Source organism: Microbulbifer discodermiae, from assembly GCF_040742695.1.
In the GTDB taxonomy this organism is placed as follows: domain Bacteria; phylum Pseudomonadota; class Gammaproteobacteria; order Pseudomonadales; family Cellvibrionaceae; genus Microbulbifer.
Window position 1 is genome coordinate 1 of sequence record NZ_JBFLAB010000050.1, and the last position, 22,679, is coordinate 22,679.

15 protein-coding genes and 1 pseudogene are annotated in these 22,679 nt (G+C 52.8%); 11 read left to right on the plus strand and 5 right to left on the minus strand.

Going from position 1 to position 22,679, the window contains the following annotated elements; genetic code table 11:
• Window positions 1-158: 158 nt before the first annotated feature.
• Together AB1S50_RS15280 and AB1S50_RS15285 are read right to left on the minus strand one after the other, a co-directional pair.
• The gene (locus tag AB1S50_RS15280; protein ID WP_367151798.1) at window positions 159-839 is read right to left on the minus strand and encodes a LytR/AlgR family response regulator transcription factor; all 681 of its coding nucleotides are present in this window, start codon (window positions 837-839) and stop codon (window positions 159-161) included.
• Entirely contained in the window at window positions 836-2,353 is a 1,518-nt protein-coding gene (locus AB1S50_RS15285; RefSeq protein WP_367151800.1) for a sensor histidine kinase, read from the minus strand. The genes AB1S50_RS15280 and AB1S50_RS15285 overlap by 4 nt, the downstream gene beginning before the upstream one ends.
• Before the next feature lie 213 nt (window positions 2,354-2,566).
• On the opposite strand from AB1S50_RS15285, the gene AB1S50_RS15290 reads away from it, so the two are divergent.
• A complete protein-coding gene (locus tag AB1S50_RS15290; protein WP_367151802.1) occupies window positions 2,567-3,436 on the plus strand; it encodes an ATP-binding cassette domain-containing protein in 870 nt (289 codons plus the stop codon).
• Window positions 3,436-6,645: a hypothetical protein gene (locus AB1S50_RS15295; protein ID WP_367151803.1), complete on the plus strand. Its 3,210-nt coding sequence runs from the start codon at window positions 3,436-3,438 to the stop codon at window positions 6,643-6,645. Before AB1S50_RS15290 ends, AB1S50_RS15295 begins: the two co-directional genes overlap by 1 nt.
• Window positions 6,646-6,670: 25 nt before the next feature.
• On the opposite strand, the pseudogene AB1S50_RS15300 reads toward AB1S50_RS15295, so the two are convergent.
• Window positions 6,671-6,886: pseudogene (locus tag AB1S50_RS15300) on the minus strand (ADP-ribosylglycohydrolase family protein); the annotation flags it as partial.
• Window positions 6,887-6,948: 62 nt separating this feature from the next.
• The gene (locus AB1S50_RS15305) at window positions 6,949-7,686 is read right to left on the minus strand and encodes an NUDIX hydrolase (protein ID WP_367151804.1); all 738 of its coding nucleotides are present in this window, start codon (window positions 7,684-7,686) and stop codon (window positions 6,949-6,951) included.
• A gap of 302 nt (window positions 7,687-7,988) precedes the next feature.
• On the opposite strand from AB1S50_RS15305, the gene AB1S50_RS15310 reads away from it, so the two are divergent.
• The 9 genes from AB1S50_RS15310 (at window position 7,989) to AB1S50_RS15350 (ending at window position 21,595) form a co-directional block, all read left to right on the plus strand.
• Window positions 7,989-9,047 carry a bifunctional nicotinamide-nucleotide adenylyltransferase/Nudix hydroxylase gene (locus AB1S50_RS15310; protein WP_367151806.1) on the plus strand — a complete coding sequence of 353 codons (1,059 nt, stop codon included), beginning with the start codon at window positions 7,989-7,991 and terminating at the stop codon, window positions 9,045-9,047.
• A gap of 95 nt (window positions 9,048-9,142) precedes the next feature.
• Window positions 9,143-10,570, plus strand: coding sequence for a nicotinate phosphoribosyltransferase (locus AB1S50_RS15315; protein ID WP_367151807.1), 1,428 nt, complete (start codon window positions 9,143-9,145; stop codon window positions 10,568-10,570).
• Window positions 10,571-10,662: 92 nt separating this feature from the next.
• Complete coding sequence (locus AB1S50_RS15320; RefSeq protein WP_367151808.1) at window positions 10,663-11,877, plus strand: SPFH domain-containing protein; 1,215 nt, start codon at window positions 10,663-10,665, stop codon at window positions 11,875-11,877.
• Window positions 11,878-11,901: 24 nt separating this feature from the next.
• On the plus strand, window positions 11,902-12,819 hold the full coding sequence (locus AB1S50_RS15325; RefSeq protein ID WP_367151809.1) for a diacylglycerol kinase catalytic domain-containing protein: 918 nt from the start codon (window positions 11,902-11,904) through the stop codon (window positions 12,817-12,819).
• Between the two features lie 731 nt (window positions 12,820-13,550).
• Entirely contained in the window at window positions 13,551-14,630 is a 1,080-nt protein-coding gene (locus tag AB1S50_RS15330) for an efflux RND transporter periplasmic adaptor subunit (RefSeq protein WP_367151810.1), read from the plus strand.
• Complete coding sequence (locus tag AB1S50_RS15335) at window positions 14,627-17,740, plus strand: efflux RND transporter permease subunit (protein WP_367151811.1); 3,114 nt, start codon at window positions 14,627-14,629, stop codon at window positions 17,738-17,740. Before AB1S50_RS15330 ends, AB1S50_RS15335 begins: the two co-directional genes overlap by 4 nt.
• Window positions 17,741-17,753: 13 nt before the next feature.
• Entirely contained in the window at window positions 17,754-18,932 is a 1,179-nt protein-coding gene (locus AB1S50_RS15340; protein WP_367151812.1) for an alpha/beta hydrolase, read from the plus strand.
• A 748-nt stretch (window positions 18,933-19,680) separates the two neighbouring features.
• Window positions 19,681-20,355, plus strand: coding sequence for a response regulator transcription factor (locus AB1S50_RS15345; protein WP_367151813.1), 675 nt, complete (start codon window positions 19,681-19,683; stop codon window positions 20,353-20,355).
• Between the two features lie 76 nt (window positions 20,356-20,431).
• Window positions 20,432-21,595, plus strand: coding sequence for a sensor histidine kinase (locus AB1S50_RS15350; RefSeq protein WP_367151822.1), 1,164 nt, complete (start codon window positions 20,432-20,434; stop codon window positions 21,593-21,595).
• Between the two features lie 161 nt (window positions 21,596-21,756).
• Here the strand turns inward: AB1S50_RS15350 and AB1S50_RS15355 are convergent, their stop codons facing one another.
• Window positions 21,757-22,308 carry a hypothetical protein gene (locus AB1S50_RS15355; RefSeq protein WP_367151814.1) on the minus strand — a complete coding sequence of 184 codons (552 nt, stop codon included), beginning with the start codon at window positions 22,306-22,308 and terminating at the stop codon, window positions 21,757-21,759.
• Between the last annotated feature and the right edge of the window lie 371 nt (window positions 22,309-22,679).

Sequence of the window (22,679 nt, forward strand, 5' to 3'; positions counted from 1 at the left end):
GCCAGTGCACCTGGAATCTGCTGAGAAGTAGATTCCAGGTGAAAAAACAAACAATCTCAGGGTTGTTTTGGTCAAATTCAGGCCCGCACCAGAAAATACTGATACTGCCGTAGCGATTGTTGAGTTATTCAGACGTTCCCTAGTTCAGTAATTCCAGACTATTGCAGCAACTCTGGGAGATTTGAGCGAAAAACTTTGCCAATTTTAACCAGTTTGTCACCGGCCAGCCTGATCCTTTCCTTGTCTTGTGCGACTACCTTGTCCTTATTTACCAAAAAAGACTTGTGTACCTGAATAAACCGGTCTTTGGGCAAGGTTTCGACAAAGTGTTTAAGGGTTGCGGCAGTAAGCAGGCAGGAATCTTCCAGCCAGACCTTGACGTAATTGCCATAGGCTTCAAAGCACTGCACCTTGTCCAGATCAATTTTTCGATGCTCCCTATCCACCCGAATCACAATATGGCCCGGCACCACAGGTACTACCGTTTCTCCAGCGCGGCGTCGAACCTTATCCAGCGCCTGGGCAAAGCGCTCGGTGCTGATGGGTTTCAGCAGGTAGTCGGTCACATCCAATTCAAAGGCTTCCAGCGCATGCTCCTGGTAGGCAGTGCACAGAACCACCTGCGGCCGGCCAAGCATTACTCTCAGCATATCCAGGCCCGAGAGCACTGGCATATGAATATCCAACAAGATCAAATCCACCGGCTGTCTGGCCAGAAAAGCCAGGGCCTCGGCGGCGTTATAGCACTGCCTTACTATCTGGATATCGGCGTGGGCGCGGCTATGATGCAGCAGCACTTCATGGGCCAGGGGTTCATCGTCAATAATCAGGGTGTTCACAGCTGTAGCCTAAGCCGGGCATGCCAGTGCTGCTCTTGTGCTTCGCTTTGCAGGGTGAAGCGCTGCGGATAACTTAATTGCAGGCGGCGTTTCAGGTTTGGCAAACCCATACCATCCGGTACCTCATTGGCAGACCGTCGGGGCAGGCTGTTATTACATTCAAACTCCAGTTCAGTATCCTGTATCCGCAGGGAGAGCCGGATATGGCACTCGTCCTGGCTGACTTCCGCTCCGTGTTTAAAGGCATTTTCCACCAACATAATCAATAGCAGCGGGGCAATCTGCCACTTGCCATCAGGCACCTGGAAGTCCGTTTCGATCCGGCAGCGGCGCCCCGCTCGCACCCGTTGTAATGCCAGGTAGTTTTGCAGGTAGGCCAGGTCATCCTCCAGCGACACTCTGGGTTTTTGCCCCTGGTAAACCACATAGCGCAGCAGGTCAGACAGTTTCAATACCAAAGGCGCGGCCTGGGCCGATTGTGCCAGGCACAGGGCATAGAGGCCGTTCAGGGTATTAAACAAAAAATGCGGGTTAACCTGCTGCTGCAGTACTTTAAGCTCGGCTCGGGCCTGTTCCCGGGTGAGTTCGGCCAGTTCACGGGCGCTTTGCTGGCGTTCAAAGGCTAGAATCAAAGGCAGACTGATGGCCCAGATAATGGTCGCCACAAGCAGATTCAGGGTATCGAAGGGGTTATGGTTTTCCGAGGGCAACAGGCTCAGTTCGGCAATATTCAAGGGTAACTGTATTACCAGAGCGCCAAACAGCGGATAAGACAATAGCAACCAGCCGGCACTGCACAGCAAAAACAAATAGACACCCCGGCCCGCCAACACCTTTCGGATCAGCAAATAACGATTGACCCAATAGTAGGCGAATACCACCAGCGCCATCAGCGAAAACTGCCACAGGTAATACAAGGTTAGTGACCATTGTCTGAGCATCTGGCCAATATCCAACCTGGGTTCCAACGGCTGGTTGTGCATGGGGTCAGGGTTATACACAAAAATACCGCTCATCAGTATGACCCAACCACCGAGACACAGCAGCAGGGCCGCATCCAGCGACAGCAGATAGCGCCACCAGGATAGCCTGCTACGGGCGCCCGGTAAGTGCTGGTAGGCCTGGTGCAACCAATACATCAGCGACAGCCCCGCCGCCAAGCCCCAAAAGGGTACACCCAGCATCAATTCCCTATTGTCCAGCAGCCTTTCCTGTAGTGCCAGGCTGCAGGCCGGATAGGCGATAAACCCCAATGTCCAGCACAGGTAACGCCGCCAGCCAGATAAAGACGGTAGCAGAAACTGCGCTATCAACAGCGGCAGGCTTTCCACCAGCAGTTGCAGTGCCGGCAACCAATAGAGCGCCCAAATCCCGTGAACGTCGAAGTCGTGGCTTTGGGTTTGCGGTACATCATTGTGCAGGCGGAATACGGTTTCCGCCAATACCGCCACCAATACCGGCAACAGTGGCAATAGGGCTTGTGGGTTCGGGGGGGAAGTGACCAATCTCGCCATGCTGGGGAAACCTGCTCGCAAAGCGCAAATGCCAATTGTTGGCTAGCTGCCAGGGTCTGTCAGCCAAATCATGACAAACCTATCCATTTTACTGATAAACGACAATTTACCCCACTGAATTCATTATGTCATAAAAACCATCTGCTTCGTCATCAAAGCCTTTATGCCCTATACAGCCGTAGTTAGCCTGATAAAAAACCACGGGATGCCCCAATGCTACAGCTCCACAATATCAACAAAACCTACCGGGATGGCACCCGGGCCCTTAAAGACATCTCGCTGCAGTTGGGCACGGGCATGCTGGGCCTGCTCGGTCCCAACGGTGCGGGCAAGTCCAGCCTGATGCGCACTATTGCCACCATACAGGCGCCGGACAGCGGCCGTATCCTGTTTGAAGGGCGGGATATGGTTCAAGAGCCGCATCGGCTACGCAGCCGGCTGGGTTATCTGCCCCAGCATTTTGGTGTCTACCCGCATATTTCCTGCTACGCCCTGCTTGAGCATCTGGCAATACTGAAGGGCTTGCAGGACAAACCGCAGCGCCGCCGGCAGATTGATCAGGTATTGGCGCTGACCAACCTCACCGGACAGGCAACCCGACAGCCAAGCCATTTTTCCGGTGGACTACTGCAGCGCTTTGGCATAGCCCAGGCCCTGCTAGGCAACCCGCAGATTCTGATTTTCGATGAACCCTCCGCCGGGCTGGACCCGGCCGAACGGCTGCGCCTTCACCAGCTATTACACGATATTGCCCGAACACGCGTGGTGCTGCTCTCCACCCATATTGTTGAGGATATTGAGCATTTGGCCGGGCACACCGCCCTATTGATCGACGGTGAAATTGTTGCCTGCGATCCTACCCGCGCCTTATTCAGTTGCCTGGACGGAAAGATTTGGCAAGGTCCGGCGAAACACCCGTTACCTGGCAATACACAACTGCTCGGCCAGCGCCTGCACTATGGCAAGCCGATGGTGCGTCTCTTCAGCCAACAGTGCCCGGCTGCGGATTTTGAACCTGTTCCACCCAGTCTGCAGGACAGCTATTTTCTGGCCCTGCAAAAACACACAGGGGCAATCGCCTGATGGCTGGCGCGCGCATTTTTAATGAGGTGCAACTCATCCTGCGCCAACCGCTTTGCTGGATACTGGCACCATTGGCGGGTTTGTTCGGTTTTTTTGTCGGCCGGGGCATCCATATTCGCCAGGCAGAGTTGTTCAGTGACCCGCATCTGTTCCATCTTGTGGGTGCCCTGTGCCTGATGGCACTGCCCTTGGCAAGCTGTCTGCTGGCGGGATTTGCCCTGTATCGCGCCACTGGCCATAAGATGCACGAGTTAACCCTGGCGGCCCCACTATCCCAGGCCAGGCAGCAGGCCATTCAGGCCATCGGCCTCTGCCTGGTGCTGATCCTGCTCGGTGTACTGGCGGCACTTGGTGTGCTAGCTGGCCTGATCAGCAGTGCCGAAAAGCTACCGGATACGCTTGGCCTGCTGACTGCAGCTTTAAAATTACAGGGCTTGCAACTGCTGATCGGTATACCGGCAGTATTGCTGTTTGTGTCGACTTTCTGGCTACTGCGTAACCTGAGTCTATCGCCGCTGCTGGTTTATATGGGCGGTTTGTTGTGGTTTATCAGTTATATCCTGCTGGCCAGTGCCAGCGGTTCACCGCTAATGGCGAGTTCCCAAACACCCGCACCCTGGTTGTTAAGCGTAATGGGATACCTGGATTGGCTTGGTCTTACGGCGCTAATGGCCAAACAGACTGATGTACTCATGCTCAGCGTAAACAGGATACTGATTTGCCTTATGGCCTTCACAATGGCTTTTATTGCGTTTCACCTGGCCGGGCGTTGTTTCGCGTATCGGGCAAAATCCTCAGCACAGCGTTTAAGCCAGCCGCGCGTACAAACTCCAGCCCTGTTCGCCTTTACTGCGGTTAAACCGCGGGGTCTTGTACAGTTTTCAGCCCTGGTGCGCATGCAGTGTGCGCAAGTTTTTCAATCCCCGGTGGTGTGGTTGCTGGGCCTGGTCTGGTGTTGTGTGGTCATTGGCGAAACTTACCCCTCTTTCAACCATGCAGAACCCGGTGCACAGCTGGCTGGGCGGAGCCTGGACGCCATCAACCGCACTATGTGGGATTTGGTACCGCTGGCTGGCTCAATGCTGCTGCTGTATTTCAGTGATTGGCTGACCCGGCGCGATCAACGGCTGAATATCGCGGGTATTGTTGATGCCCTGCCACTCTTCCCGTCCGCTGCGCTACTGGCCAGAGTGATCAGCCTGCTGGCCCTGCTCCTGGCATTGTTGCTGCTGGCCGCCATGGCATCCACAGTGTGCCAGTGGCTGAAACAGAGCCCTATAGAGCTGGGTGACTATGGGCATTTTATCCTCTACTCGGGACTGCCGCTGGCAGCACTGGGAACCGTGTTTCTGGCCATTCAGGCAGTTGTGCGCAATCGCCTTGCTGCACTGGTACTCTGTTGTCTGCTGTTGATCCTGCGCTTTACCCCCCTTGCCGACCTGCTGAGCCTGCATCACCCTTTGCTGCGCCCGTTTGCAACACCGCTGATGGCTGCGGATGGGTATATCGGCTATAGCGCTAATCTGGACGGTTTCCAGGCCTTTACCCTCTTCTGGTGCCTGCTGGTCGCACTGCTGCTTTTCACCGCCATTCTGGCAAACCCGCAGGGCCGAAAAATCGGTATGTACTGGCGAAACATTCCGTCCTTGCTAGGTTTAGCTGCGCTGGCCAGTTTGCTGGTGCAGCAAGGGATAGGCATCCAGACCGGGCTGGATGCCAATGGTCGCAATTTGGACCCGGACAGCCGCGCAGCTTTGCTGGCTGATTATGAAAAGGGCTATCGGTCTTTTGCCGAGCTGCCGATGCCGGTCGTCGCCAAGGTCAGCACCCGGGTGGATTTCTTTCCTAGGCAACGCCAGGTACGGGTGAATGGACACTATCAGCTGCAAAACCCCCACTCCCAGGCAGTACAAGCCTTGCTGGTGGGTGAGCACTGGCAAACCCCACTGAGCCATATCCGCCTGAGTGCGGAAGCAGAGTTGGATTACAACCGCAAGCTGGGCCAGCGGGTGTATCAATTGGCAACGCCACTGCTCCCGGGGCAATCCCTGAGGCTGGATTTCAGCCTAGTGCTAGTCCAAAATGGTTATCAGCCGCTGCCTGCCCATAAGATACTCACCGAAAACTTCAGCTATCTGCGTGCTGTTTCCTATTTCCCAGCTATTGGTTATCAGTCAATACGCGAACTTGACAGCGAGGATCTGCGCCGCCAATTTGATCTGCCGGAAAAACCGCAGCAGTCTGTGGAACAGGCACTAGCCTCAAGAGATAAAAGCAGAGATGGCTACGACTGGTCGCAAATGGATACACAAATCTCTACCCCACTCGATTATCAGAGTTTTACTCAGGGTGAGTTGGTGAAAAGCTGGCAACAGGATAAGCGCCAGTTCCGTCACTTTGTCACCCGGCAGCCGGTACGCAATCTGCAGGGATTTATTGCGGCACCCGTGCAACTGCGTAGCCGCCGCTTGGGCACGACAACTCTACAGGTAGCTTATTTGCCGCAACATCGGACCAATGTGGAAATGACGCTGGATGCCATGGCGCAAACCGTCCGTTTTTTATCTTCACATATCGGTCCCTATAACGGCCATACACTGACCCTGGTGGAAAAGCCCGACATCGGCCCCACTGGCTATGCTCTGCCGCAATTGATGCTTATTGGCAGCCGGGTCGGCTTTCGCAGCCTGCAGAATGCAAAATTGCCCTTCAGCCAAGCCTATCGGCGCACTGTACATGAAACTGCGCATCAATGGTTCGGTCATTGGTTTGGCAATGGTATTGCACAAGACAGCGCCTTCCTGGTGGAGTCCCTGGCCAAATACATAGAACTGGTGATGCTGGAGCGTTACCGGGGCAGAGCTGCCATGCGGGCGCTGATCGCCTATGAGCGCGCGCGTTATGAAACGGCCGAAGGCCATAACCGCCAAGCTTTGCTCAGCCTGGTCAGTGCCGAATCCCCCCATGACCAGTATTCCCGCGCTACCCTGGCTTTCGCCCGGCTGCGCCAGGCAATAGGCGATGCCCCTATCCTTGCCGCACTTGGCGAGTTAAACAAAAAGCATGGCTATCCCGCCCCGCCCGCAAGCTCTGTGGATTTTGTCGAGGCCCTTGTGCGCCAGGTACCTGCCCAGCGTGAATTGATCGAGATCCTGTTTATCCGCCCTGTATCTGTGGCCCAGTGGGTGGAAGATCTAGAAACAGAATAACCCTAAAGTCGTTGACCGTATGGGGTTAGCTCCTATCAATGGTTATTTGACTTCTATAAAGGGAAATAGACAAGTCAGCTATTTGCTCTCTCAAGTAAAGCCTCTCTATCCATGTCGCTCGAATACCATTGATGCTGTAGAAGGCGCCTGCAATTTGGCCACAGATAGCTGCAGTCGTATCGGCGTCATCTCCGAGATTTGCGGCGGCCAGTACAGCTTTGTCATAGGAGTCTGTTGTAGCGAAACACCATAGTTAGGTTTTGGATCTATTGTGCGTCTCTTTCTTCCTTTATTTTCTTCCTGTTACCTTGGGCCTTCAATATTTCTGGCGAAGAAGTGGCTCTGGCCATCGGCTTTCACCCGGTAGAGTTTGGCGGGGCGATTGCTGCCTGTTTTGACATTTCCGGTTTCCTCCAAAATATCTGCATCCAGGATGCGTCGCCGAAAAGATTTTTTCTCAACGCTATTTCCCAACACTATCTCAAAGGTCTGCTGCAGTTCAGTTAGCGTGAACTCACGGGGCAGTAAATTAACAGGCAGCGATGTGTACTGCACTTTGCTTGTTAGGCGCCCATGGCAACTTTTCAGTATCTCCGTATGATCAAAAGCCAGGTCAAACTGCTGCTCTGCTTTCTCCACCGGGACCCAGGCCACTTCTTCGGAGCTGCCGTCCCTGCTAAGCCTGATTTCTTCACTGGCAATCAAGGCCAGATAGGCCACCGTCACAGACCAGCCCCTCGGATCCCTGTCACGGCTACCAAAGCTCTCTACCTGTTCCAGGTAGGGGGTATCGACACCGGTTTTCTCCAATAACTTGCGGCGGGCGGTATCCGCCAGTGTCCTGTCTCGCTTGAGGTCGATAAATCCCCCGGGTAATGCCCAGCAGTCCAAAGCGGGGTGTTGCGCCCGCTTTACCAGCAGGACCTGCAGTTGGCTATCTCTAATCGTAAAGATTGCCATGTCGACGGAGGTGAGGGGCACATCAAAGTCATGGATATTGTAATCAGTCAAAAATGCCTTTTCTGACAGTTTTCGGGCCATTTGGGTTACCAGTGGACGGTTAGAGTCTGTAAGCCACTATGTTAGTGTCATAACGACACTAAGAAAAGGGGCGAGAATATATGCTTATGAATTTTTTCAATCCGGAAGGTTGACATATAAGTGGCACTAAGCCACTATCCCCTCAAGCTAACCGCAGAGGTGGGATTCACCCGGTCAGCTACAGCCAGCCAGGTCGCGCTGGCATGCGTGCCGGCCCGGATAGACTGGGCTGTGTTCCGGCCCTTCCTTCAGGAGAAATCTCCAGGTAGAGAAGGGGTAATAGCAGCAAGGGGTTTGCTGACATGACTAATAGCAACAACAGGCTATTCGATTTTCTGGTCTTTATCGGTCGTTTCCAGCCATTCCATCGGGGGCATCTCGCCGTTGTCGAGGCAGGCCTGGCGCGGGCAGAGCAAATGATCATCCTGTGTGGCTCCGCCCACCAACCCAGGTCGGTCCGCAACCCTTGGACCGTGGCTGAACGTGAAGCCATGATCCGCGGCGCTGTGCGGGAAGAGGATAACCCCCGCATCCATATCGCCCCTTTGATGGATATTGTTTACAACGACGAGTCCTGGGTAAAAAATGTTCAGGCAACCATCAATGGTATGGTCACTGCGCACCACCGCGTGCCCCATCGCCGGCCCAAACTCGGGCTCATTGGCCACAGTAAGGATCACAGCGCCTACTACCTCAATTTATTCCCCCAGTGGGGGGCGGTGGAAGTAGAGAATTTCAAAGGGATCAGTGCCACACCTATCCGCGAGTCCATCTTCGCCCAGGGCAGCAACTACATCGCCGGGGATGCCGTGAATGTGTTACCAGCCAATGTACAGCGGGAAATGGCGGCCTTCTGTGAAACCCCCGCCTTCGCTGCGGTGAAAGGTGAACAGGAGTTTGTCGCAAAGTACAGGCGGGCCTGGGAGGCAGCTCCGTATGAACCGACGTTCGTCACCGTCGATGCGGTCGTGGTCCAGAGCGGCCATGTTTTGATGGTGGAGCGCAAGGCGCGACCCGGCAAAGGCTTATTGGCCCTGCCCGGTGGTTTTGTCGACCAGGGAGAGAAGCTGGTGGATGCCTGCCTGCGGGAGTTGCGCGAAGAGACCCGTTTAAAGGTGCCGGCACCAGTGCTCAAAGGCTCTATCAAAGGCCGGCAGGTTTTTGATGACCCGCACCGCTCGGCCCGGGGCAGAACCATCACCCACGCCTTTTATATCGAACTCCAGCCCAACAAGGAGCTGCCCAAAGTGAAGGGTGGAGACGATGCCAAAGATGCCATGTGGGTGCCGCTGGCTGACCTGGACCCCAGCCAGATCTTTGAGGATCACTATTTCATTATTCAGGAGTTGACCGGAATGTAAAACAAAGCCTTCCCCTTCCATAAAGGTTTGTGGGGGCAATAACCAGGAGTAGGGAAAGACCCGGCTCCCCTATCGATGACAGGAGGATTTCCGTCATGACCATTGCAAATCGCAACTTCATTTTGAATGCGGATTCTTATAAGGCATCTCACTACCTCCAATATCCACCCGGTACCAGCCAGGTCTCCAGCTATATAGAGGCGCGCGGTGGGGAGTTCAAACAAGCGGTTTTTTTTGGGCTGCAGATGTTCATTAAGGAATACCTGGCGAGGCCTATTACCGGTGGTGATATAGACGAGGCCAAGGCGGTGTTCGAAGCCCACGGTGTACCCTTCAATGAAAAAGGCTGGTGCTACATTCTGGAGACACACAAGGGGTATCTGCCTATAGAGATCCAAGCGATTCCGGAGGGCACCTTGGTACCCGTAGGGAGCGCCATGGTACAGGTGACCAACACGGACCCTAACTGTGCCTGGTTAACCAGTTATGTGGAGACAGCGCTGCTCAGAGCCGTATGGTATCCCACTACAGTCGCCACCGTTTCCTGGCATTGTCGTCAGGTCATCCAGCGCTACATGCAGGAAACCTGCGATGACATCGGAGGTATCGGCTTCAAGCTACACGACTTTGGCGCCCGTGGTGCTACCACGGAAGAAGCTGCAGCGCTCGGCGGAGCGGCACATCTGGTGAACTTCCAGGGTACCGATACCCTGAGCGGTATCATGGCGGCGAGACGCTACTATGGTGCAGATATGGCGGGGTTTTCTATCCCCGCCGCCGAGCACAGCACCATAACCGCCTGGGGACGGGAAAATGAAGCCGCAGCCTACGCCAACATGCTGCAGCAGTTCGCGGGTCCCGGAAAGTTGGTGGCTGTAGTGAGTGATTCTTACGATCTGTGGAATGCCATCGACAATATCTGGGGCGATGAACTGAGGGGGAAAGTCGAGGCTAGCGGTGGCACCCTCGTAGTCCGCCCTGATAGCGGTGACCCCGTCACTATTGTGACCGAGACCATAGAACGGCTGATGAACAAGTTCGGTTACAAAGTGAATGGCAAAGGCTACCGGGTATTGCCCGACTACATAAGGGTGATCCAGGGTGACGGTATTTCTCAGAGGACCATTGAGGCCATTCTCAAGGCGATGGAGCAGCGCAATCAAAGTGCCGACAATATCGCCTTTGGCATGGGGGGAGAATTGCTACAGAAAGTCAACCGAGACACCATGAAGTTCGCTATGAAAGCCTCTGCAGCCAAAGTCGGGGAAATCTGGCGAGAGGTTTACAAAGACCCCGTTACCGATCGTGGCAAGCGCTCTAAAAAAGGCCGGCTGGCAGTTATCAGGGATGGCAAAGGGGTTGTGAAAACCATAGGGGTACAGGATCTAGGACAGCGGGTGAACCTGCTACAGAGTGTGTTCAAAAATGGCCGCTTAACCAGGGAGTTTAATTTCGACCAGGTGCGCACCAATGCGTTGCAGGGAGCGGCGGCCGAGGGGGAACAATTGGAAGCAGTGGTCTAAGCCGTTAAAACAAACAGATGGCTGGGATAGACCCGGCCCTCTCACACATAAGGGTGACCACAGTGGCACCTGCAATGGGCAAGGAGTTTGTCATGTTGAACATCAACTATATCAAGGTTGATCCCACAACCTTTCTTATTCAGTTTGTCAAGGGGCGAGCCAGGCGAAAAGGGAATGGCCTGGCCCTATGGTACTACGCACCAACCACTTCCCTGGTGGCAATTCCCTCCGCAACAACCGATCTGCCATTTATCTTCAAGGAGATCACCAAGGATTTCCAGGAAATCACGGTACAGGGGCAGTTGGTATACCGTATCGCTGAACCGGAAAAAATAGCCGCTCTGATGAACTTCACTCTCAAGCCGGAGAGCAGTGGCAACCACTTGGCATACAGCACCGATGACCCGGAAAAACTACGAAATCGCATCGCCAATCTGGTACAGGTGAAAATGCGAAGTGCAATAGAGCAGTTGTCCCTGCGGCAGGCACTGAATGCCTCCCAATCCCTGATGAAGACGATAAAAGCAGAGCTGGCTAAATCGGAGGTGCTGGATACCCTGGGCGTTGAAGTGGTGGATCTGTCCATAGTGGCTATCAAACCGACTCCGGAAACCGCTCGCGCGCTGGAAGCTGCCGTTCGGGAGCGGCTTCTAGAAGAGGCGGACGTGGCGATCTACCGGCGCCGTAATGCCTCGATTGAGCAGGAAAAAATCGTAAAGGAAAACGAACTCAACGGTGAAATCGCTATTGAGGTCAAGCAGCGGGAGATTGAAGAGACGCGACTGGCCGCCGAGCGGGCCACCCAGGAACAGCGCAATAAAATCCAGCGCGAGCAGCTGGACGCCAGTATGGATCGCGAGAGGGCCACTAAGGAAAATGATCGGAAGATCGCCTTTGAAACGGAAACAGCCAAAGGTGTTATCCAGGCGGAGCGTTTGCGTACAGAGCGGATGCAGCGACAGCAGCGCAGCGAAATGGAAGGCGAACAGCTGGAGGCAGACGTGCTACTGGAGCGACAGCGCAAAGATTTGGTGGAGCTGGCGGTGCGAAACGAGCGCATGCGGGCGGATGCCAAAGCCTATGATGTCGCAGCCACTATGGAAGCGTTGTCCAGGGTCGATCCCAAGGTGTTGGAGGCAATGACCATGGGCAATCTCGATCCGCGGCAGCTGATGGCGCAGGCCTTCAGGGAGCTGGCCGCTGGTGCGGATAAAATTGGCCAGCTCAATATCGCACCGGATCTACTCCAGTCTATTGCAGGAAAACTACAGCCTGGTACAGCCAAGGGCGGCAATAAATTGCCATAAGCCACATCAAACAGGAAATTAGTCATGGGTGAGGATACCAAGGTTATTCTCGTTACCCGCCGCACACGGCTGGAGGCGTTGGTGGCGCAATACAATACTGAAGCGCAGGCAGAATTTGTGATCCAGAGTCGGGGTGGAGATTTTAAAGACTACAAAGCGGAATTCACTGCCTACCAGCAGTCGGTCATACAGGTGGAAGCGGAGCTTAGGGGCTCCGCCCGCTTGCATCGCATAGAGCGGGAATTCTTGCCAAATTTTATCTTTGGACCCAGGGATATTGTGGTGGTCGTAGGACAGGATGGCTTGGTGGCCAATACGTTAAAGTACCTGAGTGGCCAGCCGGTGATTGCCATTAATCCTGATCCAGGGCGTTTTGACGGTGTGCTACTGCCCTTCAGTGTGGCGGACATGAAGACAGTTTTTGCGGATGTTGTGCAGGGTAGCCACCAGTCAAAGCAGATCACCATGGCCAAGGCCAGTTTGAACGATGGACAAGAGCTGATTGCCGTCAATGACTTCTTTATAGGTCCCCGCTACCAGATATCCGCCCGGTATGAAATTTCAGTTGATGGACATAGTGAGCAGCAGTCTTCAAGTGGCGTTATCGTTTCCACCGGACTGGGCAGTAGCGGCTGGATGAAGAGTGTGGTAACGGGGGCCGCAGCTGTCACTGATTCTAAGGAAGGAAAAGCTCTCGAACCTATGGAATGGAATTCCGACTATCTTAGGTTTGCGATCCGGGAGCCTTTTCCCAGTAATACGAGCGGAACGGAACTGGTATTTGGCATTCTGGAAAATCAAGCGGTGCTGGAAGTGTCGTCACTAATGGCTGAAAATGGTGTGATATTTAGCGACGGAATGGTGGAGGATGTCATAGCTTTCAATAGCGGCAGCAAAGTTGCTATTGGAGTGTCTGAGCATAAGGGATTGATTGTGGTCTGAATGTCCACTTGTGGATTTTTTCCGGGTACTTTTTACTGGTGTAAATAGTGCTTTCCATTGTAGTGCGGATGCGTCGTTGGAGAAGGGCTTCCGGTTACCAAGTCTCGACAAGCGCATAGGCCCAGTTACCAAAGATGAAGTAGGGGTATGCTTACGAATGAAGATCTGATGTTTTTTTAGATATCTCTGTGCAGGTTTTCCCGTCAAGTGGGTGTTTACGCCCTGAGTATTCTCCTGCTGTAAGTGCTTATCGGGGAAAGCCCATATGCAACTGGAGTCCGCGTACCGGAATGGACTCTTTCGGCCAATGCCAGGTGACCTTCCTCGTCTTCCAAGACCTATCCATATGTTACCTATCCGTAGCCTAGGCCCGGTGGCCGGGGGAATCCCCGGGGCAGGAGCTCCCGGCTTCCCGGTGCTATAGAGCCCAGTGCCTGTGTGATTGTGAAGACGCCTGGCGTGAATGCGGTCACGATACTGCCGAAAAGTAGCCCGGCTTCTCGGTGGGCAACCCAGCCCTGGATATACCCGGCTCGCCGAAGCAGGAGACTCATTTTCGCTGATGGTCACCGTAGCCAGTTGGATGGTGCTGGTGGTACAGGCGAAATGCAGCCGCCGGTGCCGGCCGTTCGGCTTGAAGGCCCGCAGTTTCCAGTGATGCGCTCCCTTTGTTAACTCCTTCTTAACCGCCGCGACGATAGGCTGGCCCCCTGTCTCAGGAGTCTCGAAATATGATCTATCGCCCACTGATATTCACGATGATGTTGCTAATTTCAGGGCCGGTGCTTTCCCAGCCGTCCTCCACTCCGGTTTTCGTTGCGGAGGTGACGCGTGTCGAATGGGTTGAGCCGATTGAAGCTTTGGGAACCCTGCAAGCCGATGAAAATGTGATTATCACCTCGACCGTCACCGAAAAGGTGACCCGAATCAATTTCGACGACGGTGACCGGGTGGCTAGCGGCGACCTGCTGCTTGAAATGGATTCATCTGAAGAGCGGGCACTGTTGTCTGAGGAACAGTCACGCCTGAGTGAAGCGGAACTGCAGATCAGACGGCTCAACCCGCTCATTGCCAAGGGAAGCGCTCCGGAATCGGCACTGGATGAGCAGGTTCTCAAGAAGCAGACGGCTGAGGCGCGGATGGAGGCCATCGAGGCGCAGATACGTCAGCGGCAAATCCTGGCCCCCTTCGACGGGGTTATCGGTCAACGCAATATCAGCGTTGGCGCGCTGGTTCAGCCGGGAACTGTCGTGACCACCATCGACGACGACTTAACCATGAAGTTGGACTTTTCAGTGCCGGCACGTTTCCTATCCCTCCTGACTCCACAGTCCGCGGTCTCGGGAACCACCGCCGCCTGGCCGAACGAGGTTTTCCGCGGAAGTCTGAGCAGTGTCAACAGCCGAATTGACCCGGTCACTCGCTCCATCTCAGTTCGGGCAATATTGCCAAACCCAGATCACAAGCTGCGCCCGGGCCAGCTGATGCGGGTACGCCTGCTGCCGCCGGCCAGATCGGCGTTGATGATTCCGGAGGAGGCGCTGTTGAGTCGAGGCAAACAGGAGTTTGTCAGGCGTATAGCCACTAAAGACAACCAGACGGTGGCCACACAAGTTCAAGTGACCATTGGCGCCCGCCGCCAGGGGGCCGTGGAGATTTTGACGGGTCTCGCAGAGGGGGACCAGGTAGTGACTCACGGCAATATCCGCCTCAGCCCAGGGGCGGCAGTGGAAGTGAAGGCGGTACAGACAGGTGACAACCAATTGGTGGACCTGCTGTCACAGCCGCAGTCTGGGGAGCTGACGCAGTGATTCTGTCTGATATCTCGGTCAAGCGACCCGTCTTTGCCAGTGTGTTATCGATTTTACTGGTGGCATTCGGATGGGTGGCTTTTGAGCGTTTGTCCCTACGTGAATATCCCCATATTGATCCACCGGTTGTCACCATCGATGTTAACTATCCGGGTGCGCCCGCCAATATTGTCGAGACCCGGATCACCGAGGTGGTGGAGGAACGCATAGCAGGTATAGAAGGCGTGCGGTTTATTGAGTCTTCTTCCCAGGATGGTCGGTCCCGTATCACGCTGGAATTTTCCATCAATCGCGATATTGATGCGGCAGCCAATGATATACGGGACCAAATCTCCGGTATTGCCGATGACCTGCCGGTGGATGCCGACCCCCCGGAAGTACAGAAAGTCGACAGTAATGACGATGTGATCATCTGGCGGAATTTAACCAGTGACAGCATGACCGTACAGGAGCTGACCGATTACGCGCAGCGCTTTCTGGTTGATCAATATTCCACTGTGGATGGCGTTGCCCGGGTTCGTATCGGTGGTGGCCAGGATACCGCCATGCGCATCTGGCTGGACCGTGAGGCAATGGCGGCCCGCAACTTAAGTGTTGGCGACATCGAGGCTGCACTACGTGCCGAGAATGTGGAGTTGCCGGCGGGCAGGCTGGAATCTGAAACGCGGATCTTTCGCGCCCGGGTTAACCGCCAGTTTATTGAGCCGGAAGATTTTGCCTCATTGGTAGTTGGCCGGGGCGAGGATAATTACCTGGTTCGCCTGGGCGATATCGCAGAAGTCGAACTGGGCGTGGTGGAGGACAGAACCTTTTTCCGCGGCAATGGTGTTCCTATGGTGGGCATCGGGATTATCCGCCAGTCCACCGCGAATACTATAGAGGTGGTCGACGGTGTATTGAAGTTGACCGAACAGCTCAATCAAAGCCTTCCCGAAGGCATGTCGCTGGAGGAAAGCTACAATGCGGCGGTGTTTATCGAAGCATCCATTCGCGAAGTGTATCTCACTCTCCTGATTGCCATCGCCTGTGTGGTTTTGGTCATCTACCTGTTTCTCGGCCGGGCCCGTGCCATGTTGATCCCCGCAGTGACGGTGCCGGTTTCACTGGTGGCAACCTTTACTGCCATGTATGCGTTTGGTTTCTCCCTGAATTTACTCACCCTTCTGGCACTGGTGTTGGCCATCGGTCTGGTGGTCGATGACGCCATTGTGATGCTGGAAAATATCGTCCGGCGCATGCAGGAATACGGTGAGCCTCCATTGATCGCCGCTTATCGTGGCGCCAAACAGGTGGGGTTTGTGGTGATCTCCACAACGGTGGTGCTGATTGCAGTCTTTGTACCTATCACTTTTCTCGAGGGGGATATCGGCCGGCTGTTCACCCAGTTTGCACTGACCATCGCCGCCGCTGTCAGCCTGTCGTCTCTGGTGGCCCTGACGCTCTGCCCCATGCTGGCTTCCAAACTCCTGAAATCCAGTCACAATGACGCCCAACCCAGCCGCCTCGTCAAGTGGGTGGACTCGGCCTCAACCAGGTTACGCGATCGCTATATCAGTCTGTTGAAACTGGCGTTGAGGCGGCCACTGATCGTCTCCCTTATGGTTGCTCTTGTAGCTGGGGTGAGCTTTATGGCCTATCCGCGTATAGCCCAGGAATTCACCCCCTATGAAGACCGGGGGGCCTTTTTCCTAATCGTAAATGGTCCCGAGGGTGCCAGCTATGCCTTTATGGAGGAGTATCTGAATGAAATTGAACGCCGCTTGATACCCTTTGTCGACAATGGGGAAATCAATCGATTGCTGGTCCGTACCCCCCGCTCTTTCGGCAATATCGAAAACTTCAATTCCGGTTTTGCTATCGCTGTATTGAATGACTGGTCCGAGCGTCGCCCCGCCAGAGAGATTATGGCAAATGTCAGTGCTGTCCTGGCAGACCTTCCCGGGGTTCGCGCCTTTCCGGTGATGCGACAGGGGCTGGGTGGCGGCGTTGGCAAACCGGTACAGTTTGTTCTCGGAGGCAGTAACTATGATGACCTGGCCGAATGGGTCCAGATACTACAAGAGCAAATAGACGCTGATAACCCTGGCCTGAGTGGTGTTGATACCGATTACAAGGATGTCCGGCCACAATTGGACTTCACGGTTGACTACGACCGGGCGGCGGACCTGGGGGTGAGCATCACGGAAGTCGGGCGCACCCTGGAAACCATGATGGGGGGGCGCAGGATCACCACCTACCTCAACGACGGCGAGGAATACGATGTGATTGTTGAGGGCATGCGCGACAACCAGCGCTCCCTGACTGACGTCAGTAATATCTATGTGCGTTCAAGCCGGTCTCCGCAACTGATTCCCATCTCCAACCTGGTAGATATCCAGGAGTATGGTGCGGCCGAAACCCTGCCCCGCTTCAATCGCATTCGCTCCATTACCCTGGAGGCAAACCTGAGCGACGGGTACAGCCTGGGGGAAGCCCTGAGTTACTTGCAACAGCTGGTTCGCACCCATTTGCCGCCCGAGGCTATGATCGACTACAAAGGGCAGAGCCGGGATTTTATTGAGTCAGGCAGCTCGATTTTATTTGTCTTCTTGCTGGGGTTATTGGTGGTCTATCTGGTCTTGGCTGCTCAGTTCGAGAGCTTTATCCACCCTCTGGTTGTGATGATGACAGTGCCCTTAGCCTTGGCTGGCGGATTACTGGGACTCTATTTTACCGACAACTCGCTGAATATTTACTCGCAGATCGGCCTGATTATGCTGGTGGGGCTGGCGGCCAAAAACAGCATCCTGATTGTGGAATTTGCCAACCAGCTGCGCGATCAGGGCATGTCCTTTGACGCGGCCCTGATGGAAGCCTCATCAACACGCTTTCGGCCTATCCTGATGACCGGGCTGACGACCATTGCCGGCACAATACCACTGGTCCTCACCAGTGGCGCCGGTGCGGAAACCCGGATCGCAATTGGTACTGTCGTATTGGCGGGCGTAATGATGGCGACGGTGTTTACCCTGTTTATCGTCCCGGTTGCCTATCAGTTAATTGCCCGTAGAACCGGTTCTCCAGGCGCCATCTCCCGCGCCATCGCCGAAGCCGAATCACCGGCTGTCTGAAGCGGGGGTAAAAATGATGACGCGAGTACATGCGGCTTTATTCTGGCTGCTACCACTACTGGTCAGCTGTCGTGGCGTCCCTACGCATCCGATGCTGACGCCGTCGGAGGCGAGTCCGGTCACTGACTACAGCTCCTTTGAGCAATACGTTGCGAAAACCGAGCAGCTATTGACAAGGCACCGGTACTTTCTCACCAGTGATACGCAGACGGAGATCACCGCCAACCTGCCGTTCGAGCGTTCCGCGGACAAGGTCCTGCAACCCACAAGAGGCGTGCTGCTGATCCATGGGCTTGGCGATTCCCCCTGGTCATTTGTGGATATTGCCGAGTCTTTGAGCCAGCATGGTTTCCTGGTGCGTACCCTGTTGCTGTCCGGCCACGGAACCCGGCCCGCAGATATGCTTGTCGCCGATCACGATAGCTGGCAACAGGAAGTCCATCGACAGGTTGCACTGCTAAAGGCCGATGTCGGGGAAGTATATCTGGGGGGATTTTCGACCGGTGGTAATCTGGCGTATCTTGAAGCGGCCGCAGATCCGGTGATCAAGGGGCTGATGTTATTTTCACCGGGGTTTGAATCTGGACAATCGCTGGCAAGGTTTGCCCCGCTGCTCAGCCGCTTCACGCCCTGGCTGTTTGTGCCGAACCCCGATAGGCTCACAAACTATACGCGCTATGCCAGTATGCCTACCAACGGCTTTTCCCAATACTACAAAACCAGTACAAAAGCCATGTCCAGCCTCAGCAGGGAAAAATTCCGACGACCGGTATTTATCGCGCTAAGCGAACACGATAGTGTTCTGGACAGTGCAGAAATACAAAGGCTGTTTGTTGAAAACTTCACCCATCCGCAAAGCCGCCTTATTTGGTTTGGCACCTCACCGCCGGGCCTGGCAGATGAGCGCACCCTTTACATCGATAGCAAGCTCCCGTCCTTGCGGATCAGCAATATGTCCCATATGGGTATTCTCTTTTCCCCGGACAACCCCTATTACGGCATCAATGGCAGTGAGCGTATTTGCCATAATGGGCAGGAGCTTGAAGGGGCAAGTGACTATTGTCGTAGTGGTGGCGAAGTCTGGTACAGCGCATGGGGCCATAATGAATCCGGCAAAGTCCATGCCCGTCTGACCCTCAATCCATATTTTAAAACTATGATGAAGGAAGTCAGGTCCACTTTTACTTTTTAGGCGCAGAAATAAGATATGTCTTTGATTCGGAAACATGAAAATGAAGAGCACAAGCCCTGATAGGCCTATGGATATCGACAGCAATATGCAGGTTCTAAGGTAGTAAAAAATGCTAATATTTTTTACTTTTTTGGGAAATAAAGCACATTCCCTCTGCATTGAGAGGTGCACTGAATTCTTTAGCCGCTGTTGGCTTTAAACATATTGCCTCTCCAGTTACGGAGGCAGCCGAAGTAACCTCGGATTTGGTAAAATACTCCGCTGAAGAGATTACGGGAGTTTATCAAAGGATGCATACATAGCAATACTGCGGGAATAGATTTTGGTAAAGACCTGTTTTTGAAAAAATTTTTCTAGAAAGGAACGCTTTTGGTCTTTCTTGGGCGATCATTTGTAGTTTGTTAGATAAAATCGCTCAAGTGCTTGTTTGTAGCTTATCTATTATTGCAATATTTTGTTAAGAAGCAGATCCTATTGGACATCTGCCAGCAGGCGCACCGGAGGATCTGTGACTGAAACGGTTCTATGGGAATTAACCTATAGAAATGTTTTCAGAGACCATTGGCACTCCGATATGGGTGGTTAATTATTAGGATTTAATAGTGCAAGAGTCATAGATTTTTTGATTAGAGCAAAGTAAAACGGGAAGACTAGGCTGATATTTATGTTCTCAGATTTCGTCCAGGGAGTCCGGCGTAACAATATTGATATAATGGTTATCTGATCGCTATTGCACAGGAGTTCATCTATGACTGTTATTGTGGTTGAAGACGATCGTGCTTTGGCAAGTACTATCATAGACTATCTGGAAATCGAGAATATTGTCTGCGACTATGCCAGCGATGGTGTTAATGCCCTCGACCTAATTCGAGCGAACAACTATCAAGTCATAGTTCTGGATATCAATTTGCCTCGTATAGATGGTTTGAACGTTTGCAAACAATTACGTGCCAGCGGTAATACTACCCCGATCATTATGTTGACTGCTAAAGATAAGTTGGAAGACAAATTAAATGGCTTTCGAGTGGGAACCGATGATTACCTGGTCAAACCCTTTGCCATGGATGAACTGGTGGCACGAATTCGTGCTTTGAGCGGCAGGTTGAGCGGGCAAACCACAAAGATATCCGTTGGGGACCTGACTCTGGATTTGGACCAGAATATTGCCAGCCGGGGGGATCGTATCCTAAAACTATCTCCGACCGCTTTTAGGCTGCTCGAAATATTGATGCGGGCAAGCCCCAGGGTGGTCAGCAAGCAGGTATTGATCAATTCTGTTTGGGGCGACGATTACACTGATGCCAGCAATCTGAAAGTCCATATCCACCATATACGAAAACAGGTGGATCATCCGGAGCAAGTTCCGCTGGTTCACACAATCAAGTCATCCGGTTATGCAGTGAGGTCCGCCAATGAAAATTAGGACCCGCCTCAATGTTGTATTTACAGTTACGTGTATTCTCGCGTGCCTGGTCATGTCGCGAATATTCTTTGTGCTTATGTTCGATTATTTCAAAGAAGGTACCGGAACCGCTACCAAAACTTTTCTTGAGGATGCTGCCAGGCAGGATATATCTGGAAATACCACCCAGTTTGATATTTATATTCGAAAGAACTGGAGTGAATTTCCCGAAGACTTCAAAAAATATGCGAAAAAGCTTCCGTCAAAAGAGGGCGATATCGTCAAGTTTAAAGGCCATATGCCATTGCTTCATACACCCGATAAGCTTTATTATGTCCTGATGACGCGCAATAAAGCGGGGGATGAGGTCTACGTTGGTAAGCGGGTTGACTGGCACAAAACCGAAACTATGATCGGTAATTTCAGTGTGCATATTTACTGGAGGCTATTGCTGCTAAGTATATTCTTCTCAGCAATTTTTGCTGTTTTTCTGCTGTTTATCCTTAGAACTATAGTATCTCCATTGGAGTCTCTTAAAGCCTGGGCTCAGGAAATTTCCAGTAAGAATATTGCAGGTAAAAATACATTTGAACCAAAATTTCGCTACAAAGAGATTTCAGATATTGCTGAGATTATAACTGACAGCCTGGCAAGAAGGCAGGAGAGTATAGACAGGGAAAAAGAATTTCTCGAATTTTCCAGTCATGAACTGCGGTCACCCCTGGCCGTCATGAAGAGCAATGTGGATTTGTTGAAAAAACTTGACCTTCATTACCCGAACAAGGTTGATATTGCGGTAAGCCGTCTTGATTTTGCAACTACCACCATGTCTCGACTGGTGGATACTTTTCTCTGGCTCAGTCGCGGCGATAACCAGCCAGTTGCCTATGAAATCATAGATCTCGAGGAGCTGGTTACCCAGGTAGCTTCCGAAATGCAGTACCTGACAAAGGGAAAGCCGGTATCGATAGAAATTAACACCAGCCCCTATAAAACCTCGCTACCTCTAATGCCGTGTCTCATTTTGCTGAGAAACCTAATTGGCAATGCTTTTCAGCATGTTTATGAAGGCGCTATAGTTATCCATCAGGATGCCGATTCTATTAAAATAGCTAACAAGCATCATGCTGTAGACAGCGGTCATAATTCCGGATTCGGGTTGGGTCTGAGGTTGGTCGAAAAAATTTCGGCTCAATACAACTGGAAAGTGAAAATCGAGAAGTCAAAAGAGTATTTTCAGGTGGTGGTGAGATTTTCGTAATTGTTGTCCAAGCTTTTAAGGGGAAAGCGTCCGCGGGTAGGGCCCCTGGATTTGGAGTATAAATCTGGGAAGGATATGACTGACGGCCTCCACATAGGGATGCGGAGGCCGCTGCAAACTTTAGCCTAAAGCCTAATGTGGCACTTGTGAACTCAGCAGTGTCATGGCGAAACGAGCTGCCACTGGGATCGCTCTAGCGGGCTTTTATCACAATAATCCAGGTACAGGGCTCTCCATCTATCCCGGCTGCTCAATGTTCGAGCTGATTTGTCTCCAACGACAATACATAGATTTGATCCGCTTAGCTCCAGTTGTTTATTTTGCTTGAATGTGAATTTTTTGTGCATGGACGGACTGGCAAATACACCCCTTTCTTCACAGGGTTTTAGCATTAGACTGGTTCTCGGTAATAGCGTGCTTCCGGTCCCCATGGCGGTGACACAACGATCAAAAGCGGTAAAGAACAACATACTGTCCGCATTGTGTTCAACCAGCCCGTCTGGTGCGGCGCCGGGCTTACAATTATGTGCCACAAGAGGCTTGTCCGCGCGGAAATTTCCTCTGACCCCCTGCACATCGAAACAGTATCCATCATTCGGGCGATCAAGCTTGTCAACCAGTTGCAAATACTTTGGCTCTTCGGCGTAAGCATGAGTCCAGCTAAAGACTAGAAATACTGCAGTTGAGGCGCAGGAAATAGCTTTATTAATCATCGATAAGTGAACTCCTTGGGTGAATAAGCATTGAAGTGAAACTCTAGCACAGGCGAGTAGGCCTGAGAATAAACTTTCCAAAGTAAGACAGGCGGTTAAAAATAGTTTGTAGATTTTGGCGACAATTTAAGCTATTGATGCTGTGATTCCTGATTTTGTCGCGGCCTGTGAAGTCATAGACTTTTTCATTGTCGGGGAATTCATAGTGAAGTCCCAATGGCTGGAGACTGATAAATAGGGCCTGAAGCTGTAATGGTGTCCTTACCAATCGAACTGGTGGCAGGGCTTTGGCAGGCGCAGTGCTGAGTTGAGTTTAATTTGAACCTGAACAGATGTATGTGGAATTGGTTTTGCTAATCGTTCAGTCGACA

Excerpts from the sequence above, each read along its gene's own strand:
- AB1S50_RS15285 (WP_367151800.1), bottom strand. The coding sequence starts at position 2,353 with ATGGCGAGATTGGTCACTTCCCCCCCGAACCCACAAGCCCTATTGCCA.
- AB1S50_RS15290 (WP_367151802.1), top strand. The coding sequence starts at position 2,567 with ATGCTACAGCTCCACAATATCAACAAAACCTACCGGGATGGCACCCGG.
- AB1S50_RS15295 (WP_367151803.1), top strand. The coding sequence starts at position 3,436 with ATGGCTGGCGCGCGCATTTTTAATGAGGTGCAACTCATCCTGCGCCAA.
- AB1S50_RS15305 (WP_367151804.1), bottom strand. The coding sequence starts at position 7,686 with ATGGCCCGAAAACTGTCAGAAAAGGCATTTTTGACTGATTACAATATC.
- AB1S50_RS15310 (WP_367151806.1), top strand. The coding sequence starts at position 7,989 with ATGACTAATAGCAACAACAGGCTATTCGATTTTCTGGTCTTTATCGGT.
- AB1S50_RS15315 (WP_367151807.1), top strand. The coding sequence starts at position 9,143 with ATGACCATTGCAAATCGCAACTTCATTTTGAATGCGGATTCTTATAAG.
- AB1S50_RS15320 (WP_367151808.1), top strand. The coding sequence starts at position 10,663 with ATGTTGAACATCAACTATATCAAGGTTGATCCCACAACCTTTCTTATT.
- AB1S50_RS15325 (WP_367151809.1), top strand. The coding sequence starts at position 11,902 with ATGGGTGAGGATACCAAGGTTATTCTCGTTACCCGCCGCACACGGCTG.
- AB1S50_RS15330 (WP_367151810.1), top strand. The coding sequence starts at position 13,551 with ATGATCTATCGCCCACTGATATTCACGATGATGTTGCTAATTTCAGGG.
- AB1S50_RS15340 (WP_367151812.1), top strand. The coding sequence starts at position 17,754 with ATGATGACGCGAGTACATGCGGCTTTATTCTGGCTGCTACCACTACTG.
- AB1S50_RS15345 (WP_367151813.1), top strand. The coding sequence starts at position 19,681 with ATGACTGTTATTGTGGTTGAAGACGATCGTGCTTTGGCAAGTACTATC.
- AB1S50_RS15350 (WP_367151822.1), top strand. The coding sequence starts at position 20,432 with ATGTTCGATTATTTCAAAGAAGGTACCGGAACCGCTACCAAAACTTTT.
- AB1S50_RS15355 (WP_367151814.1), bottom strand. The coding sequence starts at position 22,308 with ATGATTAATAAAGCTATTTCCTGCGCCTCAACTGCAGTATTTCTAGTC.